The following is a 26,571-nucleotide window of genomic DNA, read 5'->3' as shown; positions in this document are numbered from 1 at the left end:
AAATCAGTGGCGGATCGTTACCACTTCGATACGATCAGCCGCATGGCTGTCAGACTGCGGGACGTGGCGGAGCACGCGGGGGTGTCCCTGAAGACGGCTTCGAACGTCGTGAACAACTACCAGCACGTCAAGCCGTCGACGCGTGAGAAGGTGGCCCGAGCCATCGCGGAACTCGGCTACCGGCCCAACCTGTCTGCCCGCCAGCTCAAGTACGGCCGCAGCGGCTTCCTCGCCCTGGCACTGCCCCACCTCGACTCGCCGTACTTCTCCGAGCTCGCGAGCCTGTTCTCCAGCGCCGCGGTGTCCAAAGGGTTCATCCCGCTGCTGGACATCACGAACGCGGACATCGAGGCCGAGCGGCTGGTGCTGTCCGGGGTGCAGTCCCACATGATCGACGCCGTGGTGTTCTCGCCGCTGACCCTCACCGCCGAGGAGATCGCGGCCCGGCAGGACTCCGTGCCGATGGTGCTGCTGGGCGAGCGGGCGATCCCCACCGGCTACAACCACGTCGCGGTGGACTCGGTGGCGGCCGCCCGGGCGGTGACCGAGCACCTCGTCGGCCTGGGCAGGCGGCGGATCGCCGCGATCGGGCGCGAGTCCGCGCAGGGCACCGCGTCGGTGCGCCTCGACGGCTACCTCGCCGCGCTCGACGAGGCGGGGCTGCCGCGCGTCGAGTCGCTGATCGTCGGGGTCCCGAACTACGAGCGCGAGGCCGGCTACGTGGCGATGGAGCAGTTGCTGGCGCTGTCGGAGCCCCCGGACGCCGTCTTCTGCTTCAACGACCTGCTGGCCATCGGGGCCATGCGCGCCTGCGCGGACGCCGGGGTGCGGGTGCCCGACGACCTTGCCGTCGCCGGCTTCGACGACATCGCCGAGGGCCGCTACTCGACCCCCCGGCTGACCACGGTCCGCCCGGACATGGAGCAGCTGGTCTCAGAGGTGTTGCGGCTGCTCAAGGGGCTGATCGAGCGCACCGCCGACGACGTCGAGGACGTCGTGGTGGACTGGCGCCTGGAGGTCCGGGAGTCCACCGTCGGCCGGGGCTGAGCCCCGTCAGGCCTTGTTCTCGTAGGCGAGCATCTGGTCGATGCGGCGTTGGTGGCGCTCCTCGCCGGAGAAGGGCGTGTTGAGGAACGTGTCGACGATCTCCCAGGCCTCCTCGTGGGACTGCATCCGCCCGCCGAGGGAGACGATGTTGGCGTTGTTGTGCTCGCGCGCCAGACGTGCGAGTTCGGGGTTGTAGGCCAGCGCGGCCCGGATGCCCTTCACCTTGTTGGCGGCGATCTGCTCGCCGTTGCCGGAGCCGCCCAGCACGATGCCGATTCCGCTCTCCGCTGAAACGGCCTCTGCCGCGGGGATCACCAGTTCGGGGTAGTCGTCGAGGGCCTCGTAGGTCTCGGCACCATGGTCGACCACCTCGTGGCCCGCCTCGGTGAGCCGTGCGACGAGGTAGTTCTTCAGCTCGAAGGCTGCATGGTCGGTGGCAATGTGAACTCGCATGGGCCCAATCTATTCCACTGAACACTCCGCGACGGACGTCTCGGCCACCGTTAGGGTCTTTGGCATGCCTGAGGTCCAGACAATTCCCGTTACCGCTGAACTAACCCAGGAGCTGCGCACCTACGCCGCGTCGATGCGCGACGGCTTCTTCGAGTCCCCTCCAACCGAGCAGGGTCTCGAGGTGTGGCACTCCTACCTCCGCGAGGACAGAACGCGCCTGCGCCGGATCATGGCCGACGAGCAACGCCCCTTCGGCCTCCAGGACCATCCCGTGGCCACCTTCGCCTCCTGGGACGGCACCATCAACACCGGCACCGAGCTGGCCCCCACGAACTTCATCACCGACGTGACCGTCCAGGCGAGCCACCGCCGCCGGGGCCTGATGAACCGCCTGATGACCACAGACCTGACCGAGGCCCGCGAGCGCGGTGACGTGTTCGCGGTCCTGACCGCCACCGACGCCCGCATCTACGGCCGCTTCGGGTTCGGCGTGACCGCCACCGCCCGTCGGATCGAGATCAACACCGGATCCCGGTTCCAGCTGCGCACCGAGCCCACCGGCCGTGCCGTGTTCGCCGACGCCACCAGCATCACGTCACTGCGTCGTGAACTGTTCGAGAAGTTCCACGGCTCACAGTTCCTGTCCGTGGGGCGCGCTGCCCACTACTGGGGTTCGAAGTTCGACTGGTCCACCCAGAAACCGCGCAACGAGCGGGCCGCCGTCCACTACGACGAGGACGGCAACCCCGACGCGACGATGGTCTTCGAGATCATGGACGACCACATCCGGATCATCGACCTGCTGGGCCTCACACCCCGCGCGGAGATCGAGCTGCTGCGCCTGATCGGCCAGGCGGAGGGGCACGAGAAGGTGGTCTGGCCGCGTTGCCACGACCCCCGCCACCCGCTGCCGTGGGCCATGGTGGACTCACGCGTCGTGCAGACCATAAAGGAGTTCGACACGGTCTGGATCCGCATCCTCGACGTCGAGCGTGCCCTCGCCAGCCGCGCCTACGACACCGACGGAGAGGCCGTGCTGGCCCTCACCGACCGGATGGAGTGGTGCACCGGCACCTACCGGGTCCGTGTCACCGACGGCCGGGCCGAGGTCACCCGCACCGACGACGCACCCGACGCGACGCTCACCATGGAGGGCCTGTCCCCGCTCTACTCGGGCATCCAGGACGCCGTCGGCCTCGCTGCCGCGGGCCTGGCGGAGGGCTCTGCCGAGGGACTGGCCAAGGTGAGCCGACTGTTCGGCAAGTCCCATCCCCCGGTGGCCGCGTCGATCTTCTAGCCTGCCCTTACCCGACGAACGCGGCAGGCCCCTCGGCGAGCAGGCGGCGGAAACCGTCCTCGTCGAGGATGGGCCGGCCGAGCTGCTCGGCTTTGTCCGCCTTGCTGCCGGCGTTCTCGCCCACCACGACGAAGTCGGTCTTCTTGCTGACCGAGCCGGAGGCCTTGCCGCCGCGGGACAGGATGGCCTCCTTCGCCTCGTCCCGGCTGAACCCCTCGAGGCTGCCGGTGACCACGATGGTCAGGCCTTCCAGGGTCCGTGGCGCGGACTCGTCCACCTCGTCGGCCATCCGCACCCCGGACTCGGCCCACTCGGCGACGATGTCGGCGTGCCAGTCCACCTTGAACCACTCGACCACGGACTCGGCGATGACGCGGCCCACTCCGTCGGCGGAGGCGAGTTCGTCCACCGACGCGGCGCGGATGGCGTCCATCGAGACGAATCGGGTGGCCAGCGAGCGGGCGGCGGTGGGCCCGACGTGGCGGATGGACAGCGCGACGAGCACCCGCCAGAGCGGCTGCGACTTGGCCTCCTGCAGGTTCGCCAGCAGCTTCTCCCCCACGCTGGAGAGCACCCGCCCGTCGCGGATCCCGCCGGGCAGTTCGTCGGGACGCTCCAGCTCGGACTTCTTTGCGGCGCGGGTGTAGAAGTCGGTGCGGACCAGGTCGTCGGCGGTGAGGTCGAACAGCCCGGACTCGTCGGTGAGCAGGCCGGAGCCGAGCAGCGCCGACGCGCCCTCCCACCCCAGGGCCTCGATGTCCAGGCCGGAGCGGGAGGCGAGCGCGAACATCCGTTCCCGCAGCTGGCTGGGGCAGGTCCGGGAGTTGGGGCAGCGGATGTCCTTGTCGCCCTCCTTCTCCGGGCGCAGTTCGGTGCCGCAGGCCGGGCAGGTGGTGGGCATCACGAAGGCGCGCTCGGTGCCATCGCGCAGGGCGACGACGGGGGCCACGATCTCCGGGATGACGTCACCCGCCTTGCGCAGCACGACGGTGTCCCCGATCAGGACGCCCTTGCGCTCCACCTCGAAGGCGTTGTGCAGCGTGGCCATCTCCACCGTGGATCCTGAGACCACGACCGGTTCCATCACCCCGTACGGCGTCACGCGGCCGGTGCGGCCGACGTTGACCCGGATGTCGAGGAGCTTGGTGTTGACCTCCTCGGGCGGGTACTTGAACGCGATCGCCCATCGCGGGGCGCGGGAGGTGGTGCCCATCCTCGCCTGCTCGGCGAAGTCGTCCACCTTCACCACGATGCCGTCGATCTCGTGCTCCACGTCGTGGCGGTGCTCGCCGTAGTACGCGACGAACTCCTCCACCTCGGCCACCGAGGTGACCACCTTGTAGCGCTCGCTGACGGGCAGCCCCCACTCGGCGAGCTTGGCGTAGGTCTCGCTCTGCGATCCGACGTCCAGTCCGGAGCGCTCCCCCACGCCGTGGACGATCATGCGGAGCTTGCGGCTGGCCGTGACGCTGGGGTCCTTCTGGCGCAGGGATCCCGCGGCCGTGTTGCGGGGGTTCGCGAACGGGGCCTTGCCCGCCTCCACCAGGGAGGCGTTGAGTTCCTCGAAGTCTGCGACTGGGAAGAAGATCTCCCCGCGGACCTCCAGCTCGGCGGGCCAGTCGTCGCCGGAGAGGCGGTGCGGGATGCCGCGCACGGTCTCCACGTTGGGGGTCACGTCCTCACCCACGCGGCCGTCGCCGCGGGTGGCGCCGATCCGCAGGCGGCCGTCGACGTAGAGGAGGTTGACGGCCAGCCCGTCGATCTTGAGTTCGCACAGGAAGCGCGCCGCGTTGGTTCGGGTCAGCCAGGCGGTGAGTTCCTCGTCGCTGAAGACGTTGTCCAGGCTGAGCATCCGCCGCCGGTGCTCGACGGGCTTGAAGTCGGTGATCCGGGCGGCCCCCACCTTCTGGGTGACCGAGTCGGGCGCCACCAGTTCGGGATGCTCGGCCTCGAGCTGTTGCAGCGTGCGCATCGCCTCGTCGTAGGCCTCATCGGCCATGGTGGGGGCGTCGGCGCCGTAGTAGGCCTCCTGGGCCGCCTCGAGCAGGCCGTTGAGCTCGGTCCACTGCTGGCGCAGCTCGTCAGTGGGCTCGGGGGCGTTCGGCGTGGCCATCATCATGTGCCAATGCTGACACAGCGGGCAGACACTGCGCCGGGCTCAGTCGCGTCGGATTCCCTGGTACAGGTGCGGGACGACGACGCGCAGGGCCTCGTCGAGGTCCTGGACCACCTGCGGATCCGTCTTGGAGAACAAGTCGTCAGGCAGCCGCACCCGGGCCACGCACCCATCCTGCAGCGCACCGGGCAGTTTGACCGTAGCGCCGACGGCCGGCTCGATCTCGAGCGAGATCCTGCGGGACGTTCGCCACCTCCCACGTCGGACGATGCGCAGACCGATGCCGCTCACCTGCCACCAAGACAGGTCCCAGTCCAGATTCCCATCGACGCGCCGCAGCCCGGCGTCGTCCAGTTCGAAGGCATCGCGGGGCGGGTTGCGCAGGATTCGCATGGCGGCCCAGGCGGGGAGCCCGAACACGAGGGCGGCCAGCACCATCATGATGACCAGCCCGAGGCGCTCTTCCTCCCCCGCCTGCATGAAGGTCACGGGGAAGGCCAGCAGCGGGATGATGAACAACAGGCCCAGCACCCCCACCACGATGCGCATGCCCGTCAGGGTGCCCGGCCCGAACAGCGTCACACGGAAGGTGCGCTTCGGTCCCGTGGTCATGCCCTGAAGCTAGCAGGGGCAGTATCGCGCGGGCGCTTCGGCTCTTGGATAACATCGGAGGGTTGACCGCACTGCACAACATTGAGATTGGGGTTTGGATGCCAACCGCGAACATCACCCGTGAGGACGCAGCAAGGCGCTCGGAACTGGTGACTGCAAAGGCCTACCGGGTCACCGTCGACGTGACGGGAGCCGGCGTGGACGACGCCGAGCGCCTGTTCACCTCCACCACGGAGCTGGACCTGACCGCCACCGGCGGCGCCAGCCACCTGGACCTGATCGCGGCCGAGGTCCGCTCCGCCAGCGTCGACGGCGAAGCGTTCGACGTCAGCGGCTTCGACGGCTTCCGCCTCCCGCTGCCCGAGCTCTCCCCCGGCGACCACACCGTCGTGGTGGAGGCGGTGTGCCGCTACTCCCGCACCGGCGAGGGCCTGCACCGCTTCGTCGATCCCGCCGACGGCCGCGTGTACCTGTACTCGCAGTTCGAGACCGCCGACGCCCGGCGCATGTTCGCCAACTTCGAGCAGCCGGACCAGAAGGCCACCTTCCAGCTCACCGTGCTGGCACCGGTCCACTGGACCGTGTTCACCAACGCCGCGGGCATCGCGCCCGAGGACCTGGGCGACGGCGTCGGCCGCTGGGAGCACGCCCCCACCCCGAGGGTCTCCACCTACATCACCGCCCTGGTGGCCGGTGAGTACCACTTCGTCGACACCGAGATCACCACGAACGGGCACAGCATCCCGGCGCGGATCGCGTGCCGCCAGTCGCTGGCCCAGCACTTGGACGTCGAGCGCATCCACACCACCACCCAGCGCGGGTTCGAGGTGTTCGAGGAGGCCTTCCAGACCCCCTACGCGTTCGACTCCTACGACCAGATCTTCGTGCCCGAGTTCAACGCCGGCGCCATGGAGAACGCGGGCTGCGTCACCTTCCGCGACGAGTACCTGTTCCGCTCCCGCGTCACCGCCCGCGAGATGGAGTCGCGCGACAACACCATCCTCCACGAACTGGCCCACATGTGGTTCGGCGACTTGGTGACCATGCGCTGGTGGGACGACCTGTGGCTCAACGAATCCTTCGCCGAGTGGGCCTCCCACTTCGCCGCCGACGAGATCTCGCGCCGCTGGGACGGCGAGGCCAACCCGTGGGCGTCGTTCAGCAACGAGCGCAAGGCCTGGGCCTACCTGCAGGACCAACTCAGCACCACCCACCCCATCGCCGCGGACATGAGCGACCTGGACAAGGTGGAGCAGAACTTCGACGGCATCACCTACGCCAAGGGCGCCTCGGTGCTGAAGCTGCTGGTGTCCTTCGTCGGCCGCGAGGACTTCCTCAAGGGCGTCGCCGCGTACTTCGCGAAGCACTCCTGGGGAAACACCGAACTGCGCGACCTCCTGGTCGAGCTCGAGGCCACCTCCGGGCGCGACCTGTCCTGGTTCTCCGGTGAGTGGCTTGAGACCGCCGGGGTCAACACGCTGCGGGCGGACTTCGACGTCGACGCCGACGGCCGCTTCACCCGGTTCGCCGTCCAGCAGTCGGCGCACCCGGACTGGCCCACCCTGCGCACCCACCGCCTCGGCATCGGCATCTATGCCTCCGTCGACGGCGAGCTCACGCGCGTCAACTACGTCGAGACCGACGTGAAGGGCGAGAGCACCGACGTTCCGGAGATGGTGGGGGTGGAGCGTGGCGACGTCGTGCTCCTCAACGACGGCGACCTCACCTACGCGAAGGTCCGGTTCGACGACGCCTCCGTCGCCGCGCTGGTGGCCGGCATCGGTGGCCTCAGCGACCCCCTCGCCCGCGCCGTCACGTGGAGCTCCTTCTGGGACTCCGTGCGCGACGCCGAGCTGGCACCGCAGGAGTTCGTCTCCCTCGCGCTGGCCGGACTGGCTAGCGAGCGTGACATGGCAGCCGTCACCACCGTCGCCAACCAGGCCGCGGTCTGCTCCACCAGGTTCATGGCACCCGAGCTCCGCGACGAGGCCAACCAGCGTCTCGTGACCGGGCTCGCCCGCCTGCTGAAGGACGCGGCGGCCGGATCCGACGAGCAACTGATCTTCGCCAAGACACTGATCGCGGTGTCCAAGTCCGAGACCGCACTGGAGCTGATCCGTGGCTGGCTCGACGACGAGGAGGTCCCGTCGGGCCTGGCCATCGACACTGCCGTGCGCTGGGCGATCGTGTCCACCCTCGCCGCGCGCGGTGTCTTCGGCAACGCCGAGATCGACGCCGAGCTCGCCCGGGACAACACCAACGCGGGCGCAGAGCGCGCGGCCGGGGCACGTGCGGGGATGCCCGACGCCGAGTCGAAGGCCGAGGCCTGGCGCCTGGCCACGGCCGACGGCGACGTCGCCAACGAGACCCACCGCTCCATCGTGATGGGCTTCCACCGCTACGGGCAGGACGACGTGCTGGCCCCGTACGCGGAGAAGTACAAGGAGGTGGCAAACCAGATCGCCCGCCGCGAGGGCATCTGGGCAGAACGCGGCTACGCCACCATCGGCAACGTGCTGCGCTTCGGTTTCCCGGACACCATCGCGGACGAGCAGTTGGTCGCGGACTTCGACGCGTGGCTGGCCACCGTGGAGCACGACCAGGTGCGCCGTTCCGTCACCGAGCGCCTGGACGAGGCCCGCCGCACCCTGCGCGTCCAGGAGACCAGCCGCCGCTGACCGCTGGGTTCAGAGCGTGTTCTTGACCACGGTCCCGTCCCTGACGATCACCTTGAGGTTGTTCGCGGGGTCGGCGATTAGGTCGAGGTCGGTCAGCGGATCGCCGTCGAGCAGCAGGCCCGCAGCCGGCGCGATCCCTGACGCACTCTCATGCCGCGGTCAGCACGGTCGATCCTGCCTAGTTGAGGAATGTCGCTGCGGTCAGGAACCACTGGCTAATGCAGTGCGCACGTAGTACGCTGCGGTCGTGGGTGACGGCATCGACTGGCGACACCGGGCGACTACATATCCAAGCACGGCCTGACGCCCGACGTCGCCGACGAGGCCTTCGCCGATCCGAACAGGCTGGCCATCGACCCAGATCCTTCGTCTGAGTCAGGCAGAACAATCCGGATCATCGGCTGGTCATCCACGACCAGCATGCTGATCACGGTCATCGTGCTCCCGGAGGAGGGGATCACCTGGGGAGTCAACGCGTGGCCGTCGAACAGTACAGACCAGCGCCGATACCGAGAGGAACAGTTGGATGTCGATCAGTGATCTCATCGCGACCGAAGCCGAAGCGGCCGAACGAAACCCAGATGCCGGCCTCAAGCCAGGAAGCAAGGTGACCCGCGGGCACCAGCGCGCCAAGACGCTTCAAGTTCGCCTGAACGCCGAGGAACTCGAAGCGTTGACACAGCTGGCGGAACGACGCGGCCTTCCCGTGTCCACACTGGCTCGCGACATTCTGTTGACCCAACTGGCGGCCTCCGACGAATCCGCCGGGGCGTTGATTGCCAGGATCCGTGCAGAGCTCGACGATCTCGCTTCGCGAGTAGCCTGACGAACATCCTCAGTTGCCGCAGTGGGTATCACGTAGCGTCGAGCCGGAGGGTTTCCCGTAACGCAGCCGATCTCTGTGTGTCGAACCAAGTGAGTGTGTGCTGTTGGCCGAGCCAGTCGAAGCGCCCTTCTGCCCAAGACCTGAGTTCATCGTCGAGTTGGTCCTCCATCAGCCAACTGTCGGTTTGGAAGCCGTCCTCCATCAACATGTGCAAGATCACGAACTCTCGCGGGCGGCTCCATTGCCGCCACCAGAGGTGGCCCGAAGTCTGCCTCGAGACAGCATCAACCTGGACGTAGATCTGCATGATCTCGTGGTCTCCGAATCTCACCACGGCGCCCAGATCTCGATATGGGTCCAACCGGTGGTCGGGAACCACCATGGTGCTTCGACCCGGCTTCCAAGACACACGCTCAGTGTGGCAGGGAACATCCGGATCTGCCGCATTCTGAGCCTGGACCATCCGGCTAGGAAAATCCGGGGCCGCACCGGCTGGTGTGCCGTCGTGGCAGGATAGAACAATGAAGCGCTGGCCGGGCATGGTTGCCCTAGTCGTGGCAGCAGCTGGTCTCGGCGTGATGCTGCTCCCGACGATGGAAATGCACTGGGGTGTTGACCCTGCTCTGGGAGTGGATCCGCCGGTGACGAAGCACTCCTGGTTCGAACCGATTCTTCCCGGCTACGGCCACCTTGATGCGCCCCTGGCGCTACTGGCAGGTATGGCGGGAGTCCTGCTGCTGGGTGCGTGTGTGCGACGTGGTTCACCCTCGAGGCTGGCCGTTGGTCTTCTAGCCGCAGCGGCTGCGTTGCCACTGCTCGGCGCCTGGGTCCTCGGGAGTCCCGGATGGCTTGCGCTGCTCGCGCCTCTCGCCATGGGGACCAGCGCTGTGGTCGCAGTTGTTTGGGGCCGCTTGCTGAAGGCCCCTCCCCTGAATCGCCTGTTGGATCCAATCTCTGAAGCCAACCCCGCTACTGGTCCTCAGGATCGAAACACTCATTGACTTCAGAACCCCGACCCTCCGCGGGAGGCCTCGACCGCTTGCCCTTCAAACACCGCATCTTCCATGTCCTCACCCGTGAGTCTCACGCTGTCGGTCAGTTTGGGGTTTATGACGATGAAGACGTTCGACCCGATGGAGCATCTCTGTTCCCCGATCTGTCCATGGGTGTAGCCGTCCGGGGCAGCCGTCAAGAGGTAAGGGGTCACGCCTGCCAGAAGTCGACGCACCCCGTTTCACGGAAATCGCGAACATACCGCAGTCAGCGAGCGCTGGTGTGAGCCTCGGTGAGCCACTCGAGAATTTGGTCGTCCACTTCCGAGGGCTCACGGAGCTCGATGTGGTGCATCCATACCTTCGGCGAGGGGTGGACGACTTCCTTGAAGCGATCGGATGCCACCGCACGCGGCAACGCGATGGAGAGCACTGCTGGAACATCACTCTTGACGTACTGCCCAGGGCGCCAGAGGTAGGCAAAACCCCGACGGTGCCGAAAAGCGATCTGGCTCTTGGTGACGGTCATGCTCGCTTCACCCATTGCGGAGATGCCCTCTCGAACGACGCGACAGATCTCGAGACCCTCGGGGAATCCCTGAAAGAAGGATTCGATGCTCGCTTCGTCATCAGCCATCGGCTGAGCATAGTTGCGTCGAACACATAAGCTCGCCCAGGGCGCAGAACTACCAAGTGCCCCACGGCGTCCGCCGCTCCGCGGTGTGGTTGATTCTCGATCCCGAACGACTGGGCGCATCCCGCCGAGCCTCGCCTCCGTCAGCGGTCGCGGAAGTCCTGCGCGGCGATCCGGGTCAGGGAGCCGGTTTCGTACACGTCGACGCCGGTGGCAGCCACCACGTACAGGTCGCCACCGATGGTCAAAGCCCTCGCGGCTGTCGCCTGGCTCGTGGCCTGCTGCTGGACGGGAAGTTCGCCGAGCAGGCTGAAGCCCGTCGCCTCGTCGTAGCGGTAGAGCAGGTAGTCCGTGTCCACCCGGCCCGTGCCGTCGGGGGTCTCGACGGCGAACCCGACGAGACCGCGGTCGGGATCCACAAAGACGGCCTTGTGGTTCTGGAGTGCCTCGGCGTGGTGGAACGGCACCTTGATCGTCGTGGCCTCCGTGACGTCGAACGGGTCGGAGGTGTCGTACATGGACAGCTTCATCCCGAGGACCTCACCCATCTCGGAGGCGTCGACACCGAGCCCCAGCAGGCGACCCTCCGCCCAGGGGTGGAGGTAGGTGCTGAAGCCGGGGATCTTCAGTTCGCTCATCACCTTGGGTTCGGTGGGGTTGCTCAGGTCAAGCGCGAAGAGCGGGTCGATCTGGCGGTAGGTGACGACGTAGGCGCGCGCCCCTTGGAAACGCACCGACTTGATCTGCTCGTTGACGGCCAACTGCGGCAGCGACGCCACGACGCGCAATGAGTCGTCGAGCACGAACACGGTGGGGTACGTGGCCCAGCCCCCCGCGGTGGTGGCGCCGTCCATGGTGACCGCCACCCTGAGATGTCCTTCGAACTGGTCGAGCGCGAACTGGTTCAGCGGCACACCGGGGAGGGTGGTGCTCGCTGCGACGGTGATCTCCCCGTCGACGAGCTCGACGCGGGTCAGGTCCGTGGTCTGGGAGACCTCTCGCAGACCACTGTCCTGGTCGAGGGTGAACTCGGCCATGGCGCTGGGCTGGTAGCCGGTGGCGGCCCAGAAGAGGCTGTCCTCGCTCATGTAGGTGACGTCCGCGCGCCCCATCACCGCGGCCTGGTCGATGCGCTCAGCCTTGGAGACATCGATGCTGCTCACCACCTGGAACGTCGGCATGGTGGGGTCCGTCGGGAGCGTGAGATCGGCGGCCGGGACGAGTGTTGCCTGGCGCGGGTCGGCGAGGGACGGGACAAACGTCGTCGGATCATCGGGGTCCACCGCGTCACGGTCGGCTACGTCGTACTGCGTCACCAGGTAGAGCAGGCCATCCTTGAGTCGCGAGGTGGCGTAGGCGCCGCTCTGGCCGAGGCTGGTCACGAACTGCGGCGACGACGGGTCGGTCACGTCGTAGAGGAGCGCCCTGGTCTGGGATGCGTCGTAGGGCACATGGGTCACGGACTCGCTCGCGGGCAGCTCGGACAGCCTCGGGGTGTACTCGGTCACCAGCGCCACGAGCGTGCTGCCGTGCAGCATCAGGTCGATCACCGGCCCCTGGACGGTGCCCGGCGTGGGTCCGGTCTCCTCGGCCATGGTGTCGATCCGCGCCACCTCACGGGCGTCGGCACCGTCGGCGGAGACGAGGACCACCTCGGCCCCTGAGGCGGTGAAGATGGTGCGGCCGTCGCTCTTGACGACGTCGCCCTCGTCGATGCCGGAAACCTGCGTGTTCGTGCCCCAGGTGCCTCCGTCCGCCGTGGCGGTCTCGGCGGCGGACTGGAGGACCGCGAACCCAGCATCGGCCATGGTGACGAAGTTGGTCGCGTACAAGGATCCCGGGAAGGCCGCGAATGCCTGCTGCACCGCGGAGTGGGCCTTGGCATAGTCGCCGGGGTCGATCGCCGCACGCGAGGCAGGCGCCGGCAGTGCGGGAGGGGCCGAGAGATCCCGCGTGTGCGGGATCAGCGTCGGCAGTGCCACCAGTCCCGCCAGAGCAACGGCCACGGCTCCGGCCGCCCAGGCCAACCTGCGGCGGGGCCGGGGGGCGGGTGCTGGTGCCGCGGGCTCGGCGTCGAGAGCGGCGAACAGGCTGGCCCTGACGCTCGGGGCGGGCCTCAGCTGCTCCGAGATCTCGGAGAAGATGTCGTCATTCATCCCACAGTCCTCCCGTGAGCTTGTCTCGCATTTGGGCGCGGCCCCTGGACAGGCGCACCCTGACGGTTCCGGGTTCCAGGTCGAGCAGATCCGCGATCCGCGCGACCGGGAGGTCCTCGAAGTAGAACAGGTACAACACGCTGCGCTGGTTCTCGGGCAGCGAGCGCAGCGCACGGAAGAGCACGTTCTGCTCGTCGGTGGCCAGTGTGAAGTCGTCCGCGACGCTGCCCGCACCGGCGTCGAGTTGATCCCTGGAGAGGGGCACGACTCTGGTCCGCCACGAACTGAGCCGAACGCGTCGCGCGCAGTGCAGCGCGGTGGTGATCAACCAGGCCTTGCGGTGCTCCTCACCGTTGAACTCCGGGCGGCGGCGGTGATAGGTCAGGAACACTTCCTGGTACACGTCATCGGCGTCGCCGCGACAGTTCGTGTGCGTCACTGCGATGCCGTAGACCATGGACTCGTACCGCTCGACCACCGCATGCGTGTCGCCGGGAAGCAGGACATCGCTCGACGACGCGTCGCTCGCTTCAGCGTCCACCGCCTCCCCTTCCCCGCGTTGCGACGGCGCCCCGGGGCGCCCTTGCCCCTTAACTGCACCGAAGTGCCCAAAAGGTTACCGCCGAGTGTCCGCGATGGAGTGACCCTCCCCTGTCCTCCCGGGCCCGTCGCCTGACACCTCGTTCCGTAGGCTGCCGACATGACCGGCCACGCACATCACGCCCTGTCCCCATCGTTCGGTGTACTCCAAGCCGACGAACGCACGATGCTGCTCGCCTTCCTCGACGAGCACAGGGCAGCCGCAGCCGCGACCCTGGACGACCTCACGGAAGCGGAGGCCCGCCAGTCCCTCGTCCCGTCCGCCACCACAGCCCTCGGCCTCGTGAAGCACCTGACGCTGGTGGAGACGATCTGGTTCACCGAACTCCTCACAGGAGTCTCGCGCGCAGAACTGGGACTCCCAGCGACCCCGGCCGAGAGCTTCCATCTGGACGTGCAGGACTCGGTGGAGTCCATCCGGCTGGGCTACGTGGAGGCATGCCGACGCTCGCGCGACGCCATCGCGGGCCGCGACCTGGAGGAGGTGGTCAGCGGCCACCGCTTCGGGCCGATGAGCATCCGCTGGTTGTTGCTGCACTGCATCCGGGAGACGGCACAGCACGTAGGCCACGCCGAGATCCTGCGCGAGCAGACCTTGGCTGCGCGCGAGTGACTTGCTTGCAGAGTGCTAGCATTGAGGCATGACCACCCTCTACATCCGCGAAGTGCCCGAGCAGGTTGCGGAGACGCTCAAGGAGCGCGCCGCCGCCCAGGGCAAGTCACTGTCGGCCTATGTAGGTGGAGAGCTGGCCAAGATCGCCGCACGCCCGACCAATGAGGAGGTCGCCGCGAGGCTGCGTGCGAGGGATCGTTCGAGCGGCCCCTCGCCCGCAGAGATCGTGGCCGCCCTCGAGGCTGGCCGCCGGTGATCGTGATCGACGCCTCGGCAATGGTCGAGGCGCTTGTGGGCAACGGCGGCGACGAGGCCCTGATCCGAGAGTTGAGCGGCGACGTGCATGCCCCGCACCTGTTGGACGTGGAGGTGCTTTCCGTTCTCCGGGGGCTGTCTCTCGGAGGCAAGCTCACCCAGGCTGACGCGGTCCTCGCCCGGACCGACCACTTCGCCTTCACCATCAACCGCCACGAAACGGAGCCGCTCGCCGAACGCGTCTGGAACCTGCGCCACCAGTTCACCACCTACGACGCCAGCTACATCGCCCTGGCCGAGGCGTTGGGGGCGCCGCTCTGGACCTGCGACGCCAAGCTCGCAACCGACGGCCACCGCGCCGAGGTCCGCCTCGTCGGCACAACTCCCTGACCCCTCTCCGGCGGGCCAGTTCGGATCAGCCCGGCGTCTGGGTGGAGGACCGGCGGGTGCCCTCGGGATCCTCGGTGCGTTCGAGCGACTCCTCCAGGATGGCCTCCGCCTGCTCGCGGGCGTCGTCGCTGCCGGCGTCACGCTCCTCGGGCAGCAGGTGTGCGCGGGTGTTCACGTCATGCTCATCGGGACTCTGCGTCATCTCCCTGACGTTACCCACCGCAACCGACCTGCCGCAGCCGGATTCGTCGCTTCGTCCGCGCCGTCCGCCGGGTCCGAGCGAACTGCTGCGGCGACGCGGTTCGAGTAAGGTGCTGACCATGAACTGGATGGTCCCCCTCGAAACGCTCCCGGGTTGGCCCGAGGCCGCTGAAGTCTCGTACTCCCACCTGCTCTTCCTGATCCTGATAGCGCCGCTGGTGGTCTCCGCCATCGTCGCCGTCCTGGCCTGGACGCCGACGTGGGCGGCCCGGTTCCGCGGTGAGGAGCCCGCCACCGGCACCGAGGTGGCCCGCCGCGAGCAGGCCCCCACTCCCGAGCACGCCGCCTGAGCCCGGCGGGATGAGCGAGCCCACCACCGTTCTCTCCGCGGAGGAGATGTCCCGCGCCATCCGGCGCATGTCGCACGAACTGCTCGAGCTCAACGCCGGCGCCGACGACGTGGTGCTGCTCGGCGTCATCACCCGCGGCGTCCCGCTGGCCCACCGCGTCGCAGCGGCCGTCTCCGACGCCGAGGGCACCCAGGTCCCGGTGGGCGAGCTGGACATCACGATGTACCGCGACGACCTGCGTGACAACCCCACCCGCCCCGTCGGCCGCACGGTTATCCCTCGCAGCCTGGACGACGCCGTCGTGGTGCTCGTCGACGACGTGCTGAACTCCGGCCGCACCGTCCAGGCCGCGCTGCACGCCATCGCGGACCTGGGCCGCCCCCGCCGCATCCAGCTGATGGTGCTGGTGGACCGCGGCCACCGCGAACTGCCCATCCAGGCTGACGTGGTCGGCAAGGACCTCCCCACCGCCCGCTCGGAGCGGGTCCGCGTCCACGTCCAGGAACTCGACGGCTCCGACGGCGTGCTCATCGAACGAACAGAAGGCCGCGCGTGAAGCACCTCCTCAGTATCTCGGACCTGACCGACGCCGAACTGGCGATGATCCTGGACACGGCCGAGGAGATGCACGACGTGCAGTCCCGCTCGGTCAAGAAGCTGCCCGCCCTGCGCGGCCGCACCGTCGTCAACCTCTTCTTCGAGGACTCCACCCGCACCCGCTCCTCGTTCGAGCTGGCCGCGAAGTGGCTGTCCGCCGACGCCATCAACGTGTCCGCGAAGGGCTCGTCGGTGTCCAAGGGCGAGTCCATGAAGGACACCCTCCTCACCCTCGATGCCATGGGGGTCGATGCCATCATCATGCGCCACGCCGGCTCCGGCTCCGTCGCACAGGCCGCCGGTTGGGTCCGGGCCAGCATGGTCAACGCCGGCGACGGCATGCACGAGCACCCCACCCAGGCGCTGCTCGATGCGCACGCGATGCTGCGCCACTTCCGCGCCAACGACATGGGGTCGCTCGAGGGCAAGCGGGTTGCCATCACCGGAGACCTGCTGCACTCGCGCGTGGTGCGCTCCAACGTGCTCCTGCTCCCCCGGCTGGGCGCCCACGTCACCCTCGTCGCACCGCCCACCCTGCTGCCCTCAGGCGTCCGCGACTGGGGCGTCGAGGTCACCCACGACTTCGACGAGGTGCTGGCGGACGTCGACGTCGCCATGATGCTGCGCGTCCAGCGCGAACGCATGCACGGCGGCTTCTTCCCCTCGGAGCGCGAGTACATCGCCGGCTACGGGCTCACCGCCGCCCGGCTCGCCAAACTCAAGGAGGGTGCCGTGATCGCGCACCCCGGCCCCATGAACCGTGGCCTGGAGATCTCCTCCGACGCCGCTGACAGCGCCGGCTCCCTCGTGCTGGACCAGGTCTCGGCAGGGGTCGCGGTGCGCATGAGCATCCTCTACCACCTGCTCGCAGGCAACACCCCAGAAAGCTGAACCGATGACCAACCTCACCCTCACCGGCGTCACCCTGGCCGACGGCACCCGCACCGACCTGCACGTCGCCGACGGCCGCTTCGTCACCGACGCGCCGTCGGACGCGGAACGGATCGACGCCGACGGCCTGGTTGCACTGCCCGGCCTGGTGGACCTGCACACCCACCTTCGCGAGCCGGGCCGCGAGGACACCGAGACGGTCGAGACCGGCTCCCGCGCCGCCGCCCGCGGCGGGTTCACGTGCGTGCACGCCATGGCCAACACCCAGCCGGTCACCGACACCGCGGAGAAGGCCGAGCACATCGCGGACCTCGGCGCGGCCGCCGGCCTGGTCCAGGTGGTCCCGGTGGGCGCCATCACCAAGGGCCTGGGCGGCACCGAACTCGCCGAGCTCGGCCTGATGCACGATTCCCGCGCCGGCGTGAACGTCTTCTCCGACGACGGGCTGTGCGTCATGGACGCCGGCATCATGCGCCGCGCGTTCGAGTGGGTCAGCCGCTTCGGCGGCGTCCTGGCCCAGCACGCCCAGGACTCCAACCTCGCGGGCCCCGGGGCCTGCTGCCACGAGGGCGACCTCTCGGGCCGCCTGGGCCTGCCCGGCTGGCCGCCGGTGGCCGAGTCCGTGATCATCGCCCGCGACGTCCAACTTGCCGAGGCCACCGGCTCGCGGCTCCACGTGTGCCACGTCTCCACCGCCGAGGGCGTCGAGGTCATCCGCTGGGCCAAGGCCCGCGGCATCCAGGTCACCGCCGAGGTCACGCCGCACCACCTGCTGCTCACGACGTCGGAGCTGGCCGGCTACGACACCACCTACAAGGTGAACCCGCCGCTGCGTACCGACGAGCACGTCGAGGCCCTGCGCGCCGGGCTCGCCGACGGCACCATCGACGCCGTCGGCACGGACCACGCGCCGCACGCCGCCCAGGACAAGGACCACGCCTTCGTCGACGCCCGGCCGGGAATGCTCGGCCTCGAGCAGGCACTCGGCGTGGTCATAGAGACCATGGGCGAGCGCCTCGACTGGGCCGGGATCGCAGACCGCATGAGCGTCGCCCCCGCCCGCATCGGCGGCGTCACCGGGCAGGGCCGCCCCCTCGCCATCGGTGAGCCCGCCAACCTGGTACTGGTGGACCCGGAGCGCCGCGCGACGGTGGACCGCGCGGCCTCCGCCTCGCGCAGCCGCAACAACCCCTACCACGGCCGCACCCTGCCGGACCCGGTGGAACTGACGCTGTTCCGCGGGGCCGTCACGCACCGTCGCTGAGGCAGTCCACGAGGTCTGACCACTGGCAGTGAGCGAACCTGCCGCACTGCTTGCCGAGGCTCCCCGCCCCTTGCGAGACTCACTTCCACAACTCTGCAAAGACGCGAGGAAAGGGCTCCCAGCGTGCACAAGTCACTCCTGTCCAGACTGGCGGTGCTGGTCACCGTCCTGGCCATGGCCGTCGTCGGATTCGTCGCCTCCCCCACCGCCCGCGCGGTGGACCCCGAGGCGCACCAAGGCAACAAGGTCACCTTCCCCGGCAACGACGGCCAGCCACACGAGGTCACCTGGGACAAGAACTCCTTCATGGTCGACGGCGAGCGGCTGCAGATCTGGTCCGGTGAGCTCCACCACTGGCGCGTCCCGTCCGAGGACGGCTGGCGCGACGTGCTGCAGAAGCTGCGCGCCTCCGGCTACAACGCCGTCTCGCTGTACTTCTTCTGGGGCATGCACCAGAGCGAGGAGGGCGGCGAGTTCGACTTCAGCGCCCCGCACGACCTCGACCGGCTGCTGACGATGGCCGCCGAGGAGGGCCTCTACGTCATCGCCCGCCCCGGCCCCTACATCAACGCCGAGGTCTCAATGGGCGGACTGCCCGGCTACATGGTGAACAAGAGCGCATGGTCGCTGCGCTCCACCGACCCGTCGGTGCTGGAACCGTCGAAGGAGTGGCTGCACGCCTTCAACCAGATCGCCAAGGAGCACCAGCTCACCGACGGCGGCGGCTCGATCATCATGTACCAGGTGGAGAACGAGCTGATCACCGACGACGCCAACCGTCGCGCCTTCCTGAAGGAGCTCGCGGAACAGGTCAAGGCTGACGGCATCACCGTGCCGCTGTTCCACAACGACTACGGCATGGGCGGCCGCTTCAGCGACTCAGAGAACCTCGGCCTCGACTACTACGCCTACGACCGCTACCCGCTCGGCTTCAACTGCAGCGCCGGCCGCAACCAGATCCAGGAGTCGGAGGCCGCGTTCCGCAACATCGCACCGGACAGCCCGAACTTCGTCACCGAGGCCCAGGGCGGCGCCTTCACCCCGTGGGGCGCCAACTTCACCCCCGAGCGCTGCGCCGAGTTCACGGACCCGGCCTTCACCCGCCAGTGGGGCGTCGGCAACTTCGGCAACGGCGTCACCGCGTTCAACTACTACATGATCATCGGCGGCACGAACTGGGGCTACTCCGGCGCCCCCGCCTCGGGCTTCACCTCCTACGACTACGGCGCGGCCCTCGACGAGGACCGGGTGATCACCCCGAAGCTCGCCACCCAGAAGGAACTCGGCTACTTCCAGGACGCCCTGCCCGAGCTGCTGACGATGGATCCGGTCGCCGAGCCCGCCGTCAACGAGCACACCGGTGCCCCGGTGAAGGTCTACCAGCGCCAAGCCATCGAGGACCTCGAGAACTCCGTGACCGGCAACGGCGCCCGCTTCATCGGCGCCCGCCTGGCGGACTCGAACAACACCACCGAGACCAGCTTCACCATCCCGCTGGTGCTGGATGCGGGCGAGGCCTCACAGGGCTCCCAGTTCTCCGACGACGACCGCTCCCCCGCGCTCACCTTCACCGGAGACTGGACGCAGACCGACGACGTGAGCGCCCACGAGGGCAGCCTCACCAGCAGCAGCACCGCGGGTGACTCGGTGACCTACTCCTTCAACGGCACCGGCCTCGAGGTGATCGCCCCGCAGGGCACCAGCTACGGTATGGCGACGATCTCCGTCGACGGCGGCGAGGCCGAGGAGTTCACCTCCTGGTACTACACGGACCAGAACGCCCCCACCCAGTCGGTGGTCCGCTCCGTCACGGGCCTGGCCCCCGGCCAGCACACCGTCACCATCACCGTCGCGGGCGAGGCCGCCCCGGAGAGCACCTCCGGCGGCACCACCGTCGCCATCGACGCCCTCAACGTGCTGGGCGGCACCGGCGACGGCGGCATCCTGGTCAACGACGACGACACGGAGTTCATCACCTACAGCGACGGCCACTGGGAGTACGCCACCGGCCAGAACTGGACCGCCGGTGACATCAACGGCGACGAGACGTTCTCCAACCAGTCCGGCGCCTGGTTCGAGTTCACCTTCGAAGGGGTCGGCTTCCAGCTGATCGCCGCCCACTCCAGCAACCACGGCCCCGGCCGCGTGTTCGTCGACGACGTCGAGGTGGGCCTCACCGAGGAAGAGGTCACCAGCAACGCGGTGCCCCAGCAGGTGATCTTCGAGAAGATGGACCTCGAGCCCGGCACCCACACCGTCCGCGTGGAGCGCACCGGGGACTTCTTCCCCGGCGCCCAGGACAGCCGCGGCGCTTTCCTGTCCCTCGACGCGGTCAAGGTCTACCCCACCGCACCCGAGGCGGAGGAGCCGGAGGTCCCCAGCGACGCCGTCGCCTGGGCCCGCATCCCGCAGCAGGAGGGCACCAAGCTCCACCTGCACGGCCGCGACGCCATCGCACTGGCCGCCGATTTCAACATCGGCACCCAGGGCGTCTACTACACCACCTCGCAGCTGTTCGGGGCCCCGCTGACCACCGCCGACGGCGTGCTCCAGACCCTGGTGGGCCACCCCGGTGACCCCGGCGAGACGGTCCTCGCGGTCGATGCCGAGCACAACGTCGGCACCCCCGACGGCGTGACCTCCAGCTACGACGCCGAGACCGGCCAGCTGCGCCTCAACTACACCCACGGTGAGCCCGTCGACGTCACCGTCACCGACGGCGACCAGACCACCGTGCTGCGCCTGCTGGACCGCGACCACGCCGCCGACGTGTGGCAGATCGAGGGCGTCGACGAGGCCGGTACCGGCAACCTCTCGGTGGTGGTCGACGGCGCCTACCTGGCCCGCACCGTGACCTTCGAGGGCACCACCGCCCACATCACCGGCTCCATGGCCGAGGGCGGCGAACTGGCCGTCACGCTCCCCGCCGGCATCACGTCGTGGACGTGGAACGGCGAGACCCTCACCGGTGCGGCACCCGGCCCCGAGGCCGTCGCCGAGCCGGAACTGCAGTGGGTGATGGCCTCGGAGAACCCCGAGTCCGCAGTGGACTACGACGACTCCGACTGGACCGTCGCCAACGCCACCAACGCCCTGAACCGCTACCAGGGTCCGGGCAGCAACGGCGTCGTGCTGGACTCCAACCGGTACGGCTTCTTCGAGGGCTCGGTCTGGTACCGCGCGTCCTACACGGCCGCCACCTCCAACCCCACCCTCACGTTCCGCGGCAACGGCGGTTCCGGTGTCCCCGGCCACGGGAAGAACCCCGCGTTCCTGCAGGTCTGGGTCAACGGCCTCTACGCCGGCGCCCGTCCCGCCTCGGGCGGCACCGTCTCCGTGCCGGCACCCGCCGGCGCCGTGACCGCGGGTGAGGACGTCGTGGTGGCCGTGCTGGTGCACAACCTCGGCCACAACCTGGACTGGAGCGACGACGGTCTCTCCCGCCAGAACCGCGGCCTCTACGAGGCCAACCTGGCCGCCTCAGGGCCGGTCTCCTGGAAGATCCAGGGCGCCCAGTACACCGAGGCCGACGCCGCCGACCCGGTGCGTGGCCTCTACAACCGCGGTGGCCTCTACGGCGAGCGTGCCGGCTGGTACCTGCCCGGCTACCCGGACAGCGACTGGGCCGAGGCAGCCACCCTCGAGGCCTCCGAGCCCGGCGTGACCTGGTACCGCGCCAGCGCGGACCTCGACGTCCCCGAGGGCCAGGACACCGTCTGGCACTTGGAGATCGAATCGAGCAGGTTCGACGCGGGCCGCACCGACGGCTCGCAGGTGGACCTGTACGTCAACGGCTGGCTGATCGGTACCCACATCGGTGACATCGGCCCGCAGAAGGCGTTCACCATCCCGGCCGGGTTCCTGGACCCGCGGGGCCACAACGAGATCGCCGTGTCCGTGGCCGCCAAGTCCACCGGCATGGGCCCGCAGGACATCCGCCTGGTGCCCGTGCACAGCACCACCGGCACCCCCGCGGACTTCGCCGCCACCGAGGCGCCCGGGTTCGTGGCGCCGTCGGTCTCGGTCGAGGTGGACGTCACCGAGGCCTCCGAGGGTGACGTCGTCACCGCCAGCGGCAGCGCCGGCGCGCTTCCGGTGATCGCCGAGGGCGCCGACGTCGAACTGCGCTACCTCTGGTCCGCACCGGGCGGCGAGCCCGAGTTCGGCGAGGCCTCCCGGGAACTCTCCAGCGAGGGCACCCACACCGTGCAGGCCGTGCTGGTCGACGTCGTGAGCGGGCAGGCGCTGGCCACCAGCGCCGCGGCCGAGGTGGTCGTCGGGGAGGGCTCCACCTCGGAGCCGACGGAGGAGCCCACGGGCGAACCCACCGAGGAGCCCACGGGCGAACCCACGGAGGAGCCCACCGAGGGACCCACCGGTGAGCCGACCGAGGAGCCCACGGGCACCCCGACGACGACGCCGCCCGCCCCGCAGCCCACCGTCACGGTGACAGCCGAGCCGGTGAACCTGTACACCACGCCCGGCTTCCACCGGGTCAACGGGCGGTCCTGGTACACCGAGTGCGAGCCGTACTCGATCACCCAGCGCTGCACCACGGACATCTGGGCCACCCAGGTGACCTATGAGGACGGGCAGTTCGTCAAGACCACCGGCTGGGTGTTCAACAACCTCACCTACCTGCCCTCCCCCCGCGCCGCGTGGGCCAACAACCCGCTGGGCTACACGGGGGCCTGGACGGCCGAGGACGGCCGCAAGTGGTACACCGAGTGCGACACGGCCACCACCGGCAAGAACGGCTGCCGCTCCTACATCCTCACGAGCTTCGTGAAGTCGACGCAGAACGCGAACGGCTCCTGGAGCTACGCGGTGACGCAGGACTTCGTGTTCAACAACATGGTGCTGTTCCGCTGAGCGCACCCTGACCGGCGAGTGGCGCCGGGTCCCGTTCCGGGGCCCGGCGCCACTCGCATTCCGGGCCCTGTCGCCAACCCCAACGCAAGCCACTTACGAACGGGGCGGTCTACCAACCCCAACGCAAGACCCTTGCGAACGGGACGCCCCGCCCGCCCCCGGCGCGACGCTGTTGCGCAAGCCGGCTACCCCCGGCCGCCGACGCGACACTGTTGCAGTAGGAACGACGACGAGGCCCCACGTCCGGCGTGGACGTGGGGCCTCGTCGTGGTTGGCGCGGGGCGCTCAGCCCTTGACAGCGCCGGCGGCGAGACCGGACTGCCAGTAACGCTGCAGGAACAGGAACATCAGGATCAGCGGGATGACGCCCAGGAGAGCACCGAGCATGACGGCGCCCTTGTCAGGCGCGAAGTAGCTCATCATCCCGTACAACCCGAGCGTGACGGGCTTCAACTCGGCGGAGGAGATCATCATCAGCGGCAGCAGGAAGTTGTTCCAGGTGGCGACGAAGATGAACAGGAAGATCGTCACCATCGCGGGTGCCAGCAGACGGGCCACCATGGTGAAGAAGATCCGGAACTCGCCGGCGCCGTCGATGCGGGCGGCCTCGAGCAGTTCGGTGGGCACCGAGGAGTGGGCGTAGACGTTGCCGAGGAAGACACCGAAGGGGCTGACCATCGACGGGATCAGGATGGCCCAGACGGTGTCCACCAGCCCCATGGAGTGGAACAGCACGTAGAGGGGCACCGTCAGCAGCGCGATCGGCATCAGCAGACCGCCCATGATCATGCCGAACATGAGGCGTCGCCCCGGGAAGTTGAACTTCGCCATTGCGTACCCGCACGCCACGGACACGAGGGTGCCTACGGTTGCGGCAACCGTCGAGTAGAACAGCGAGTTGAGCACCCAGCGCGGGAACAGGTTCTGGGTCCAGCTCATCAGCGAACCCCAGTTGGTGGACCAGTCGATGTCGCCGAACCAGAAGCCGAAGGTGTTCAGCAGGTCCGAGTTGGACTTCGAGGAGGCGAACACCATCCACACGATCGGAAGGATGAAGTAGGCGGCCACCAGCACGAGCAGCAGGATGGTGAAGCCCCGAGCGGTGCGGCTGGGGGCGATGGAACGCGGCGGCTGGCCCTCGATGGAGGGACGGTACTCGATGCCGTCGGGTGTGACCAAGGTGCGGGGCTTTGCCATTTCAGTCCGCCTTCTTCTGCAGGAGGGCGTAGATCACGGCTAGCACGCCTGCGATCAGCGCCATCAGGATGGAGATGGCCGACGCCGGACCTGCGCCACTTGGCGAGATCGAGCCCATCATCGTGTTGTAGGCCATCATCATCGGCGTGTAGTCGGCGCCCATCCACGACGCGATGCTGCGCATCACGGTGGGCTCGTTGAACAGCTGGATGGTGCCGATGATGGACAGCAGCACCGCCAGCAGCGCCGCGCCGCGCACCATCGGGATCTTGATCTTGGTGGTGATCTTCCAACCGGTGGCGCCGTCGATGCGGGCGGCCTCGTACAGCTCGCCGGGGATGGCCTGCAGCGCGGCGAGGAAGATCAGCATGTTGTAGCCGGTGAACGTCCACGTGGTCATGTTGGCCATGGACGCCAGCATCACCTCGGGCGAGAGGAAGAACGGGAAGGGCCCGATGTTGGGCAGGTAGTCAGCGAACGGCGAGACCTCGGGAATGTAGAGGTAGCCCCACATGATGGCTGCGATCAGGCCGGGAATGGCGTATGGGAGGAAGAACGTCAGCCTCCAGGTGCCGGGGCGGCGGACCAGGAACGAGTCCAGCAGCAATGCCAGGAACAGCGCCGCGAGGATCATCACCGGGATCTGGAAGAGCCCGAAGACGACGACGCGTCCCATGCCCGACCAGAAGGCTGGGTTGGAACCCGCAACGATGAAGTTCTCGAACCCCGCGAACACCTCGACCTGTTCGCCGCCGCCGTAGAGCCCGCCACCGCCGGCCTGCATCTTGAAGAAGCCGTTGCGGATGGAGACGACGATCGGGCCGATAAAGACCAGGCAGAACAACAGGAAGAACGGGAGGGCGAACGCCCACCCGGTCAAGGCCTGGTGCTTGGCCTGTGGGCTGAAGCGTCGGCGCTTCGCGGGCTGGGTGGCGGGTTTGGCGTCAGCGGCAGCCGACATGGGAACTCCTCAACTACGAAGGGAAGCCGGGCCCGAGACGGTGGAGTGGTCTCGGGCCCGGCGTGGACTCATCAGCCTTCGGCGACGGGCAGCCCGGCGTCCTTCAGCGTGGCGACGGCGGTCTCCTGCGCGGCGGTGAAGATGTCAGCCACCTTCGCGGAGCCGGCGACCACCTCAGCGGCCTTGCCGGACATGACCGGGCCGAGCGTGGAGAAGCCCGGGATGTAGTTGAAGTCGGCGTTCAGGCGGGAGTTGGCCTCGACGAGCTCGGCCATGACGTCCTGTCCGCCGAACTGGCGGGTCCACTTCTCGGGGTTCTCGGCCTGCTCCAGAGCGGTCGGCACGAGCCCCTGGGAGGCGAGGTCGTCAACCTGGGTGTTGAACCAGTTGTTGAACTCCATGGCCTCGGCCGGGTGCTCACAACCCTTCATCACCGCGACACCGGAGCCACCGTCGGGCCCGGTCACCTCACCTGCACCGAAGTCGGGCAGCTGGGCGACGCGCCACTGGCCCTCGGCGTCGGTGCCGTCCAGCGGGTCGAGCACGAAGCCGACCTCCCAGGCAGCGGCGATGTGGCCGACGAGCTCACCGTCGACGAGTGCCTTGTTGAAGGACTCGGCCCAGCGGTCGTAGGTGGCCACGGACCCGTTGTCGAGCAGGTTCTGCCAGAAGTCGGCGACGACGGCGGACTCGGGGGAATCAGCGTTGACGGCCCACTGGTCGTTCTCGGCGGAGAACCAGATGGCGCCGGCGGAGGCGGCCTGGGCGGACAACCAGTACTGGGCCTCGTCGGGGGTGAAGGAGGCGATGTACTTGCCGGCGGCGGCAGCGGTGGCGGCAGCGCTGGTGAACTCGTCGAGGTTGGTGGGCACCTCGATCCCGAGCTCGGCGAAGGCGGCCTCGTTGTAGATGTAGATCAGCGGTCCGGAGTCCTGCGGGAGGCCGACGGTGACGCCACCGACGCTCATCTGGCCGAAGGCACCACCGAAGTTGCCCTCGTACTGCGCTGCGATCTCGGTGACGTCCTCGAGCATGCCCTTGACGAACAGCTCCGGCACCTCGGCGTAGCCGACCTGAGCGAGGCAGGCGGCGTTGTTGGCCTTGATGTCGGTCTCCAGCTTGACGATCAGGTCCTGTGCCTGGCCGTCGAACTTGGTGGTGCTGACCTGGATGTTCGGGTTCTCGGCGTTCCAGCGGGCTGCGATGTCGGCGACGAGGGTCATGCCCTCACCGTCGGGCAGGCGGTGGATGTACTCGAGCTCGACGACCTCGCCCGAGCCGGCGGTCTCCTCGGCACCGGTGGTCTCGGCGGCGGTGGTCTCCCCGGCGTCGGCGGTGGAGTCGGCGGTGGTCTCGGGCGTGGTGGTGCCACCACATGCGGTCAGACCGAGCGCTGCGGCCGAGAGCAGGCCGACCAGCGACACGATGCGCTTGGGGTTAACAGACATTAAATCCTCCGGTGTCTACGTTGGAACGGAGCCGTTCTGGGTGCGAGCCTAACGTCTGACGTCCGATGTTTCTGGGACTGAGCGCCCATTTTGTTCACTTTCAGCGAAGTTGTTACCAAAG

At 68.4% G+C, this 26,571-nt stretch carries 22 protein-coding genes; 12 read left to right on the top strand and 10 right to left on the bottom strand.

The features are described from left to right. The first annotated feature begins 42 nt into the window (after nucleotides 1–42). The gene (locus tag ACYU7G_RS13545) at nucleotides 43–1,047 is read left to right on the top strand and encodes a LacI family DNA-binding transcriptional regulator (RefSeq protein ID WP_461108680.1); all 1,005 of its coding nucleotides are present in this window, start codon (nucleotides 43–45) and stop codon (nucleotides 1,045–1,047) included. Nucleotides 1,048–1,053: 6 nt separating this feature from the next. On the opposite strand, the gene ACYU7G_RS13540 is transcribed toward ACYU7G_RS13545, so the two are convergent. After that, a complete protein-coding gene (locus ACYU7G_RS13540; RefSeq protein WP_461108678.1) occupies nucleotides 1,054–1,500 on the bottom strand; it encodes a ribose-5-phosphate isomerase in 447 nt (148 codons plus the stop codon). Between the two features lie 64 nt (nucleotides 1,501–1,564). Here ACYU7G_RS13540 and ACYU7G_RS13535 point away from each other — a divergent pair, with 64 nt between their 5' ends. After that, nucleotides 1,565–2,797: a GNAT family N-acetyltransferase gene (locus ACYU7G_RS13535; RefSeq protein WP_461108676.1), complete on the top strand. Its 1,233-nt coding sequence runs from the start codon at nucleotides 1,565–1,567 to the stop codon at nucleotides 2,795–2,797. Between the two features lie 7 nt (nucleotides 2,798–2,804). On the opposite strand, the gene ligA is transcribed toward ACYU7G_RS13535, so the two are convergent. Continuing rightward, nucleotides 2,805–4,916 (bottom strand): NAD-dependent DNA ligase LigA, encoded by a 2,112-nt coding sequence (ligA, locus tag ACYU7G_RS13530; RefSeq protein ID WP_461108674.1) that lies wholly within the window; start codon nucleotides 4,914–4,916, stop codon nucleotides 2,805–2,807. A gap of 39 nt (nucleotides 4,917–4,955) precedes the next feature. Continuing rightward, the gene (locus ACYU7G_RS13525) at nucleotides 4,956–5,525 is read right to left on the bottom strand and encodes a hypothetical protein (RefSeq protein WP_461108672.1); all 570 of its coding nucleotides are present in this window, start codon (nucleotides 5,523–5,525) and stop codon (nucleotides 4,956–4,958) included. 98 nt (nucleotides 5,526–5,623) lie between these two features. Here ACYU7G_RS13525 and pepN point away from each other — a divergent pair, with 98 nt between their 5' ends. Both pepN and ACYU7G_RS13515 read left to right on the top strand, forming a co-directional pair. Continuing rightward, entirely contained in the window at nucleotides 5,624–8,203 is a 2,580-nt protein-coding gene (gene pepN / locus ACYU7G_RS13520; RefSeq protein ID WP_461108670.1) for an aminopeptidase N, read from the top strand. 526 nt (nucleotides 8,204–8,729) lie between these two features. Continuing rightward, on the top strand, nucleotides 8,730–9,029 hold the full coding sequence (locus ACYU7G_RS13515) for a ribbon-helix-helix protein, CopG family (protein WP_461108668.1): 300 nt from the start codon (nucleotides 8,730–8,732) through the stop codon (nucleotides 9,027–9,029). A gap of 1,260 nt (nucleotides 9,030–10,289) precedes the next feature. On the opposite strand, the gene ACYU7G_RS13510 is transcribed toward ACYU7G_RS13515, so the two are convergent. The 3 genes from ACYU7G_RS13510 to ACYU7G_RS13500 all read right to left on the bottom strand — a co-directional run bounded on the left by ACYU7G_RS13510 (nucleotide 10,290) and on the right by ACYU7G_RS13500 (nucleotide 13,352). Further along, on the bottom strand, nucleotides 10,290–10,658 hold the full coding sequence (locus ACYU7G_RS13510; protein ID WP_461108666.1) for a DUF5655 domain-containing protein: 369 nt from the start codon (nucleotides 10,656–10,658) through the stop codon (nucleotides 10,290–10,292). Between the two features lie 140 nt (nucleotides 10,659–10,798). Continuing rightward, a complete protein-coding gene (locus ACYU7G_RS13505; RefSeq protein ID WP_461108664.1) occupies nucleotides 10,799–12,811 on the bottom strand; it encodes a beta-propeller domain-containing protein in 2,013 nt (670 codons plus the stop codon). Beyond that, on the bottom strand, nucleotides 12,804–13,352 hold the full coding sequence (locus ACYU7G_RS13500; protein ID WP_461108662.1) for an RNA polymerase sigma factor: 549 nt from the start codon (nucleotides 13,350–13,352) through the stop codon (nucleotides 12,804–12,806). Before ACYU7G_RS13500 ends, ACYU7G_RS13505 begins: the two co-directional genes overlap by 8 nt. 159 nt (nucleotides 13,353–13,511) lie before the next feature. Here ACYU7G_RS13500 and ACYU7G_RS13495 point away from each other — a divergent pair, with 159 nt between their 5' ends. From ACYU7G_RS13495 to ACYU7G_RS13485, 3 genes are read left to right on the top strand one after another with little or no spacing between them, the layout of a single operon-like run. Next, nucleotides 13,512–14,024, top strand: a complete 513-nt coding sequence (locus ACYU7G_RS13495; RefSeq protein WP_461108660.1) for a mycothiol transferase — start codon at nucleotides 13,512–13,514, stop codon at nucleotides 14,022–14,024. 28 nt (nucleotides 14,025–14,052) lie between these two features. Next, entirely contained in the window at nucleotides 14,053–14,280 is a 228-nt protein-coding gene (locus tag ACYU7G_RS13490; protein WP_461108658.1) for a FitA-like ribbon-helix-helix domain-containing protein, read from the top strand. Next, a complete protein-coding gene (locus tag ACYU7G_RS13485) occupies nucleotides 14,277–14,669 on the top strand; it encodes a type II toxin-antitoxin system VapC family toxin (protein WP_461108656.1) in 393 nt (130 codons plus the stop codon). The genes ACYU7G_RS13490 and ACYU7G_RS13485 overlap by 4 nt, the downstream gene beginning before the upstream one ends. A 25-nt stretch (nucleotides 14,670–14,694) precedes the next feature. On the opposite strand, the gene ACYU7G_RS13480 is transcribed toward ACYU7G_RS13485, so the two are convergent. Further along, nucleotides 14,695–14,871: a hypothetical protein gene (locus ACYU7G_RS13480; protein WP_461108654.1), complete on the bottom strand. Its 177-nt coding sequence runs from the start codon at nucleotides 14,869–14,871 to the stop codon at nucleotides 14,695–14,697. A 118-nt stretch (nucleotides 14,872–14,989) separates the two neighbouring features. Here ACYU7G_RS13480 and ACYU7G_RS13475 point away from each other — a divergent pair, with 118 nt between their 5' ends. From ACYU7G_RS13475 to ACYU7G_RS13455, 5 genes are all read left to right on the top strand, one after another. Further along, on the top strand, nucleotides 14,990–15,220 hold the full coding sequence (locus ACYU7G_RS13475) for a hypothetical protein (RefSeq protein WP_461108652.1): 231 nt from the start codon (nucleotides 14,990–14,992) through the stop codon (nucleotides 15,218–15,220). Nucleotides 15,221–15,230: 10 nt separating this feature from the next. Then, nucleotides 15,231–15,776 carry a bifunctional pyr operon transcriptional regulator/uracil phosphoribosyltransferase PyrR gene (pyrR, locus tag ACYU7G_RS13470; protein WP_461108650.1) on the top strand — a complete coding sequence of 182 codons (546 nt, stop codon included), beginning with the start codon at nucleotides 15,231–15,233 and terminating at the stop codon, nucleotides 15,774–15,776. Then, nucleotides 15,773–16,708, top strand: a complete 936-nt coding sequence (locus ACYU7G_RS13465) for an aspartate carbamoyltransferase catalytic subunit (protein WP_461108648.1) — start codon at nucleotides 15,773–15,775, stop codon at nucleotides 16,706–16,708. Before pyrR ends, ACYU7G_RS13465 begins: the two co-directional genes overlap by 4 nt. Before the next feature lie 4 nt (nucleotides 16,709–16,712). Continuing rightward, nucleotides 16,713–17,972, top strand: coding sequence for a dihydroorotase (locus tag ACYU7G_RS13460; protein WP_461108646.1), 1,260 nt, complete (start codon nucleotides 16,713–16,715; stop codon nucleotides 17,970–17,972). Nucleotides 17,973–18,146: 174 nt separating this feature from the next. Continuing rightward, nucleotides 18,147–22,844: a beta-galactosidase gene (locus tag ACYU7G_RS13455; protein ID WP_461109595.1), complete on the top strand. Its 4,698-nt coding sequence runs from the start codon at nucleotides 18,147–18,149 to the stop codon at nucleotides 22,842–22,844. Between the two features lie 285 nt (nucleotides 22,845–23,129). Here the strand turns inward: ACYU7G_RS13455 and ACYU7G_RS13450 are convergent, their stop codons facing one another. The 3 genes from ACYU7G_RS13450 to ACYU7G_RS13440 all read right to left on the bottom strand — a co-directional run bounded on the left by ACYU7G_RS13450 (nucleotide 23,130) and on the right by ACYU7G_RS13440 (nucleotide 26,426). Further along, complete coding sequence (locus tag ACYU7G_RS13450; protein WP_461108644.1) at nucleotides 23,130–24,041, bottom strand: carbohydrate ABC transporter permease; 912 nt, start codon at nucleotides 24,039–24,041, stop codon at nucleotides 23,130–23,132. A 1-nt stretch (nucleotide 24,042) separates the two neighbouring features. Next, nucleotides 24,043–25,002: a carbohydrate ABC transporter permease gene (locus ACYU7G_RS13445; RefSeq protein WP_461108642.1), complete on the bottom strand. Its 960-nt coding sequence runs from the start codon at nucleotides 25,000–25,002 to the stop codon at nucleotides 24,043–24,045. 71 nt (nucleotides 25,003–25,073) lie between these two features. Then, nucleotides 25,074–26,426 (bottom strand): ABC transporter substrate-binding protein, encoded by a 1,353-nt coding sequence (locus tag ACYU7G_RS13440; protein ID WP_461109593.1) that lies wholly within the window; start codon nucleotides 26,424–26,426, stop codon nucleotides 25,074–25,076. Nucleotides 26,427–26,571: the final 145 nt, after the last annotated feature.

The sequence above is a fragment of the Tessaracoccus terricola genome (assembly GCF_054776555.1).
The sequence above is the reverse complement of the archived record's forward strand: the minus strand, read 5'-3'. Positions and strand labels throughout refer to the sequence as shown.

What these genes read in the sequence shown, in the direction of transcription:
- ACYU7G_RS13545 (WP_461108680.1), top strand. Translation starts at nt 43, where the DNA reads ATGGCTGTCAGACTGCGGGACGTGGCGGAGCACGCGGGGGTGTCCCTG.
- ACYU7G_RS13540 (WP_461108678.1), bottom strand. Translation starts at nt 1,500, where the DNA reads ATGCGAGTTCACATTGCCACCGACCATGCAGCCTTCGAGCTGAAGAAC.
- ACYU7G_RS13535 (WP_461108676.1), top strand. Translation starts at nt 1,565, where the DNA reads ATGCCTGAGGTCCAGACAATTCCCGTTACCGCTGAACTAACCCAGGAG.
- ligA (WP_461108674.1), bottom strand. Translation starts at nt 4,916, where the DNA reads ATGATGATGGCCACGCCGAACGCCCCCGAGCCCACTGACGAGCTGCGC.
- ACYU7G_RS13525 (WP_461108672.1), bottom strand. Translation starts at nt 5,525, where the DNA reads ATGACCACGGGACCGAAGCGCACCTTCCGTGTGACGCTGTTCGGGCCG.
- pepN (WP_461108670.1), top strand. Translation starts at nt 5,624, where the DNA reads ATGCCAACCGCGAACATCACCCGTGAGGACGCAGCAAGGCGCTCGGAA.
- ACYU7G_RS13515 (WP_461108668.1), top strand. Translation starts at nt 8,730, where the DNA reads ATGTCGATCAGTGATCTCATCGCGACCGAAGCCGAAGCGGCCGAACGA.
- ACYU7G_RS13510 (WP_461108666.1), bottom strand. Translation starts at nt 10,658, where the DNA reads ATGGCTGATGACGAAGCGAGCATCGAATCCTTCTTTCAGGGATTCCCC.
- ACYU7G_RS13505 (WP_461108664.1), bottom strand. Translation starts at nt 12,811, where the DNA reads ATGAATGACGACATCTTCTCCGAGATCTCGGAGCAGCTGAGGCCCGCC.
- ACYU7G_RS13495 (WP_461108660.1), top strand. Translation starts at nt 13,512, where the DNA reads ATGACCGGCCACGCACATCACGCCCTGTCCCCATCGTTCGGTGTACTC.
- ACYU7G_RS13490 (WP_461108658.1), top strand. Translation starts at nt 14,053, where the DNA reads ATGACCACCCTCTACATCCGCGAAGTGCCCGAGCAGGTTGCGGAGACG.
- ACYU7G_RS13480 (WP_461108654.1), bottom strand. Translation starts at nt 14,871, where the DNA reads ATGACGCAGAGTCCCGATGAGCATGACGTGAACACCCGCGCACACCTG.
- ACYU7G_RS13475 (WP_461108652.1), top strand. Translation starts at nt 14,990, where the DNA reads ATGAACTGGATGGTCCCCCTCGAAACGCTCCCGGGTTGGCCCGAGGCC.
- pyrR (WP_461108650.1), top strand. Translation starts at nt 15,231, where the DNA reads ATGAGCGAGCCCACCACCGTTCTCTCCGCGGAGGAGATGTCCCGCGCC.
- ACYU7G_RS13460 (WP_461108646.1), top strand. Translation starts at nt 16,713, where the DNA reads ATGACCAACCTCACCCTCACCGGCGTCACCCTGGCCGACGGCACCCGC.
- ACYU7G_RS13455 (WP_461109595.1), top strand. Translation starts at nt 18,147, where the DNA reads ATGGCCGTCGTCGGATTCGTCGCCTCCCCCACCGCCCGCGCGGTGGAC.
- ACYU7G_RS13450 (WP_461108644.1), bottom strand. Translation starts at nt 24,041, where the DNA reads ATGGCAAAGCCCCGCACCTTGGTCACACCCGACGGCATCGAGTACCGT.
- ACYU7G_RS13445 (WP_461108642.1), bottom strand. Translation starts at nt 25,002, where the DNA reads ATGTCGGCTGCCGCTGACGCCAAACCCGCCACCCAGCCCGCGAAGCGC.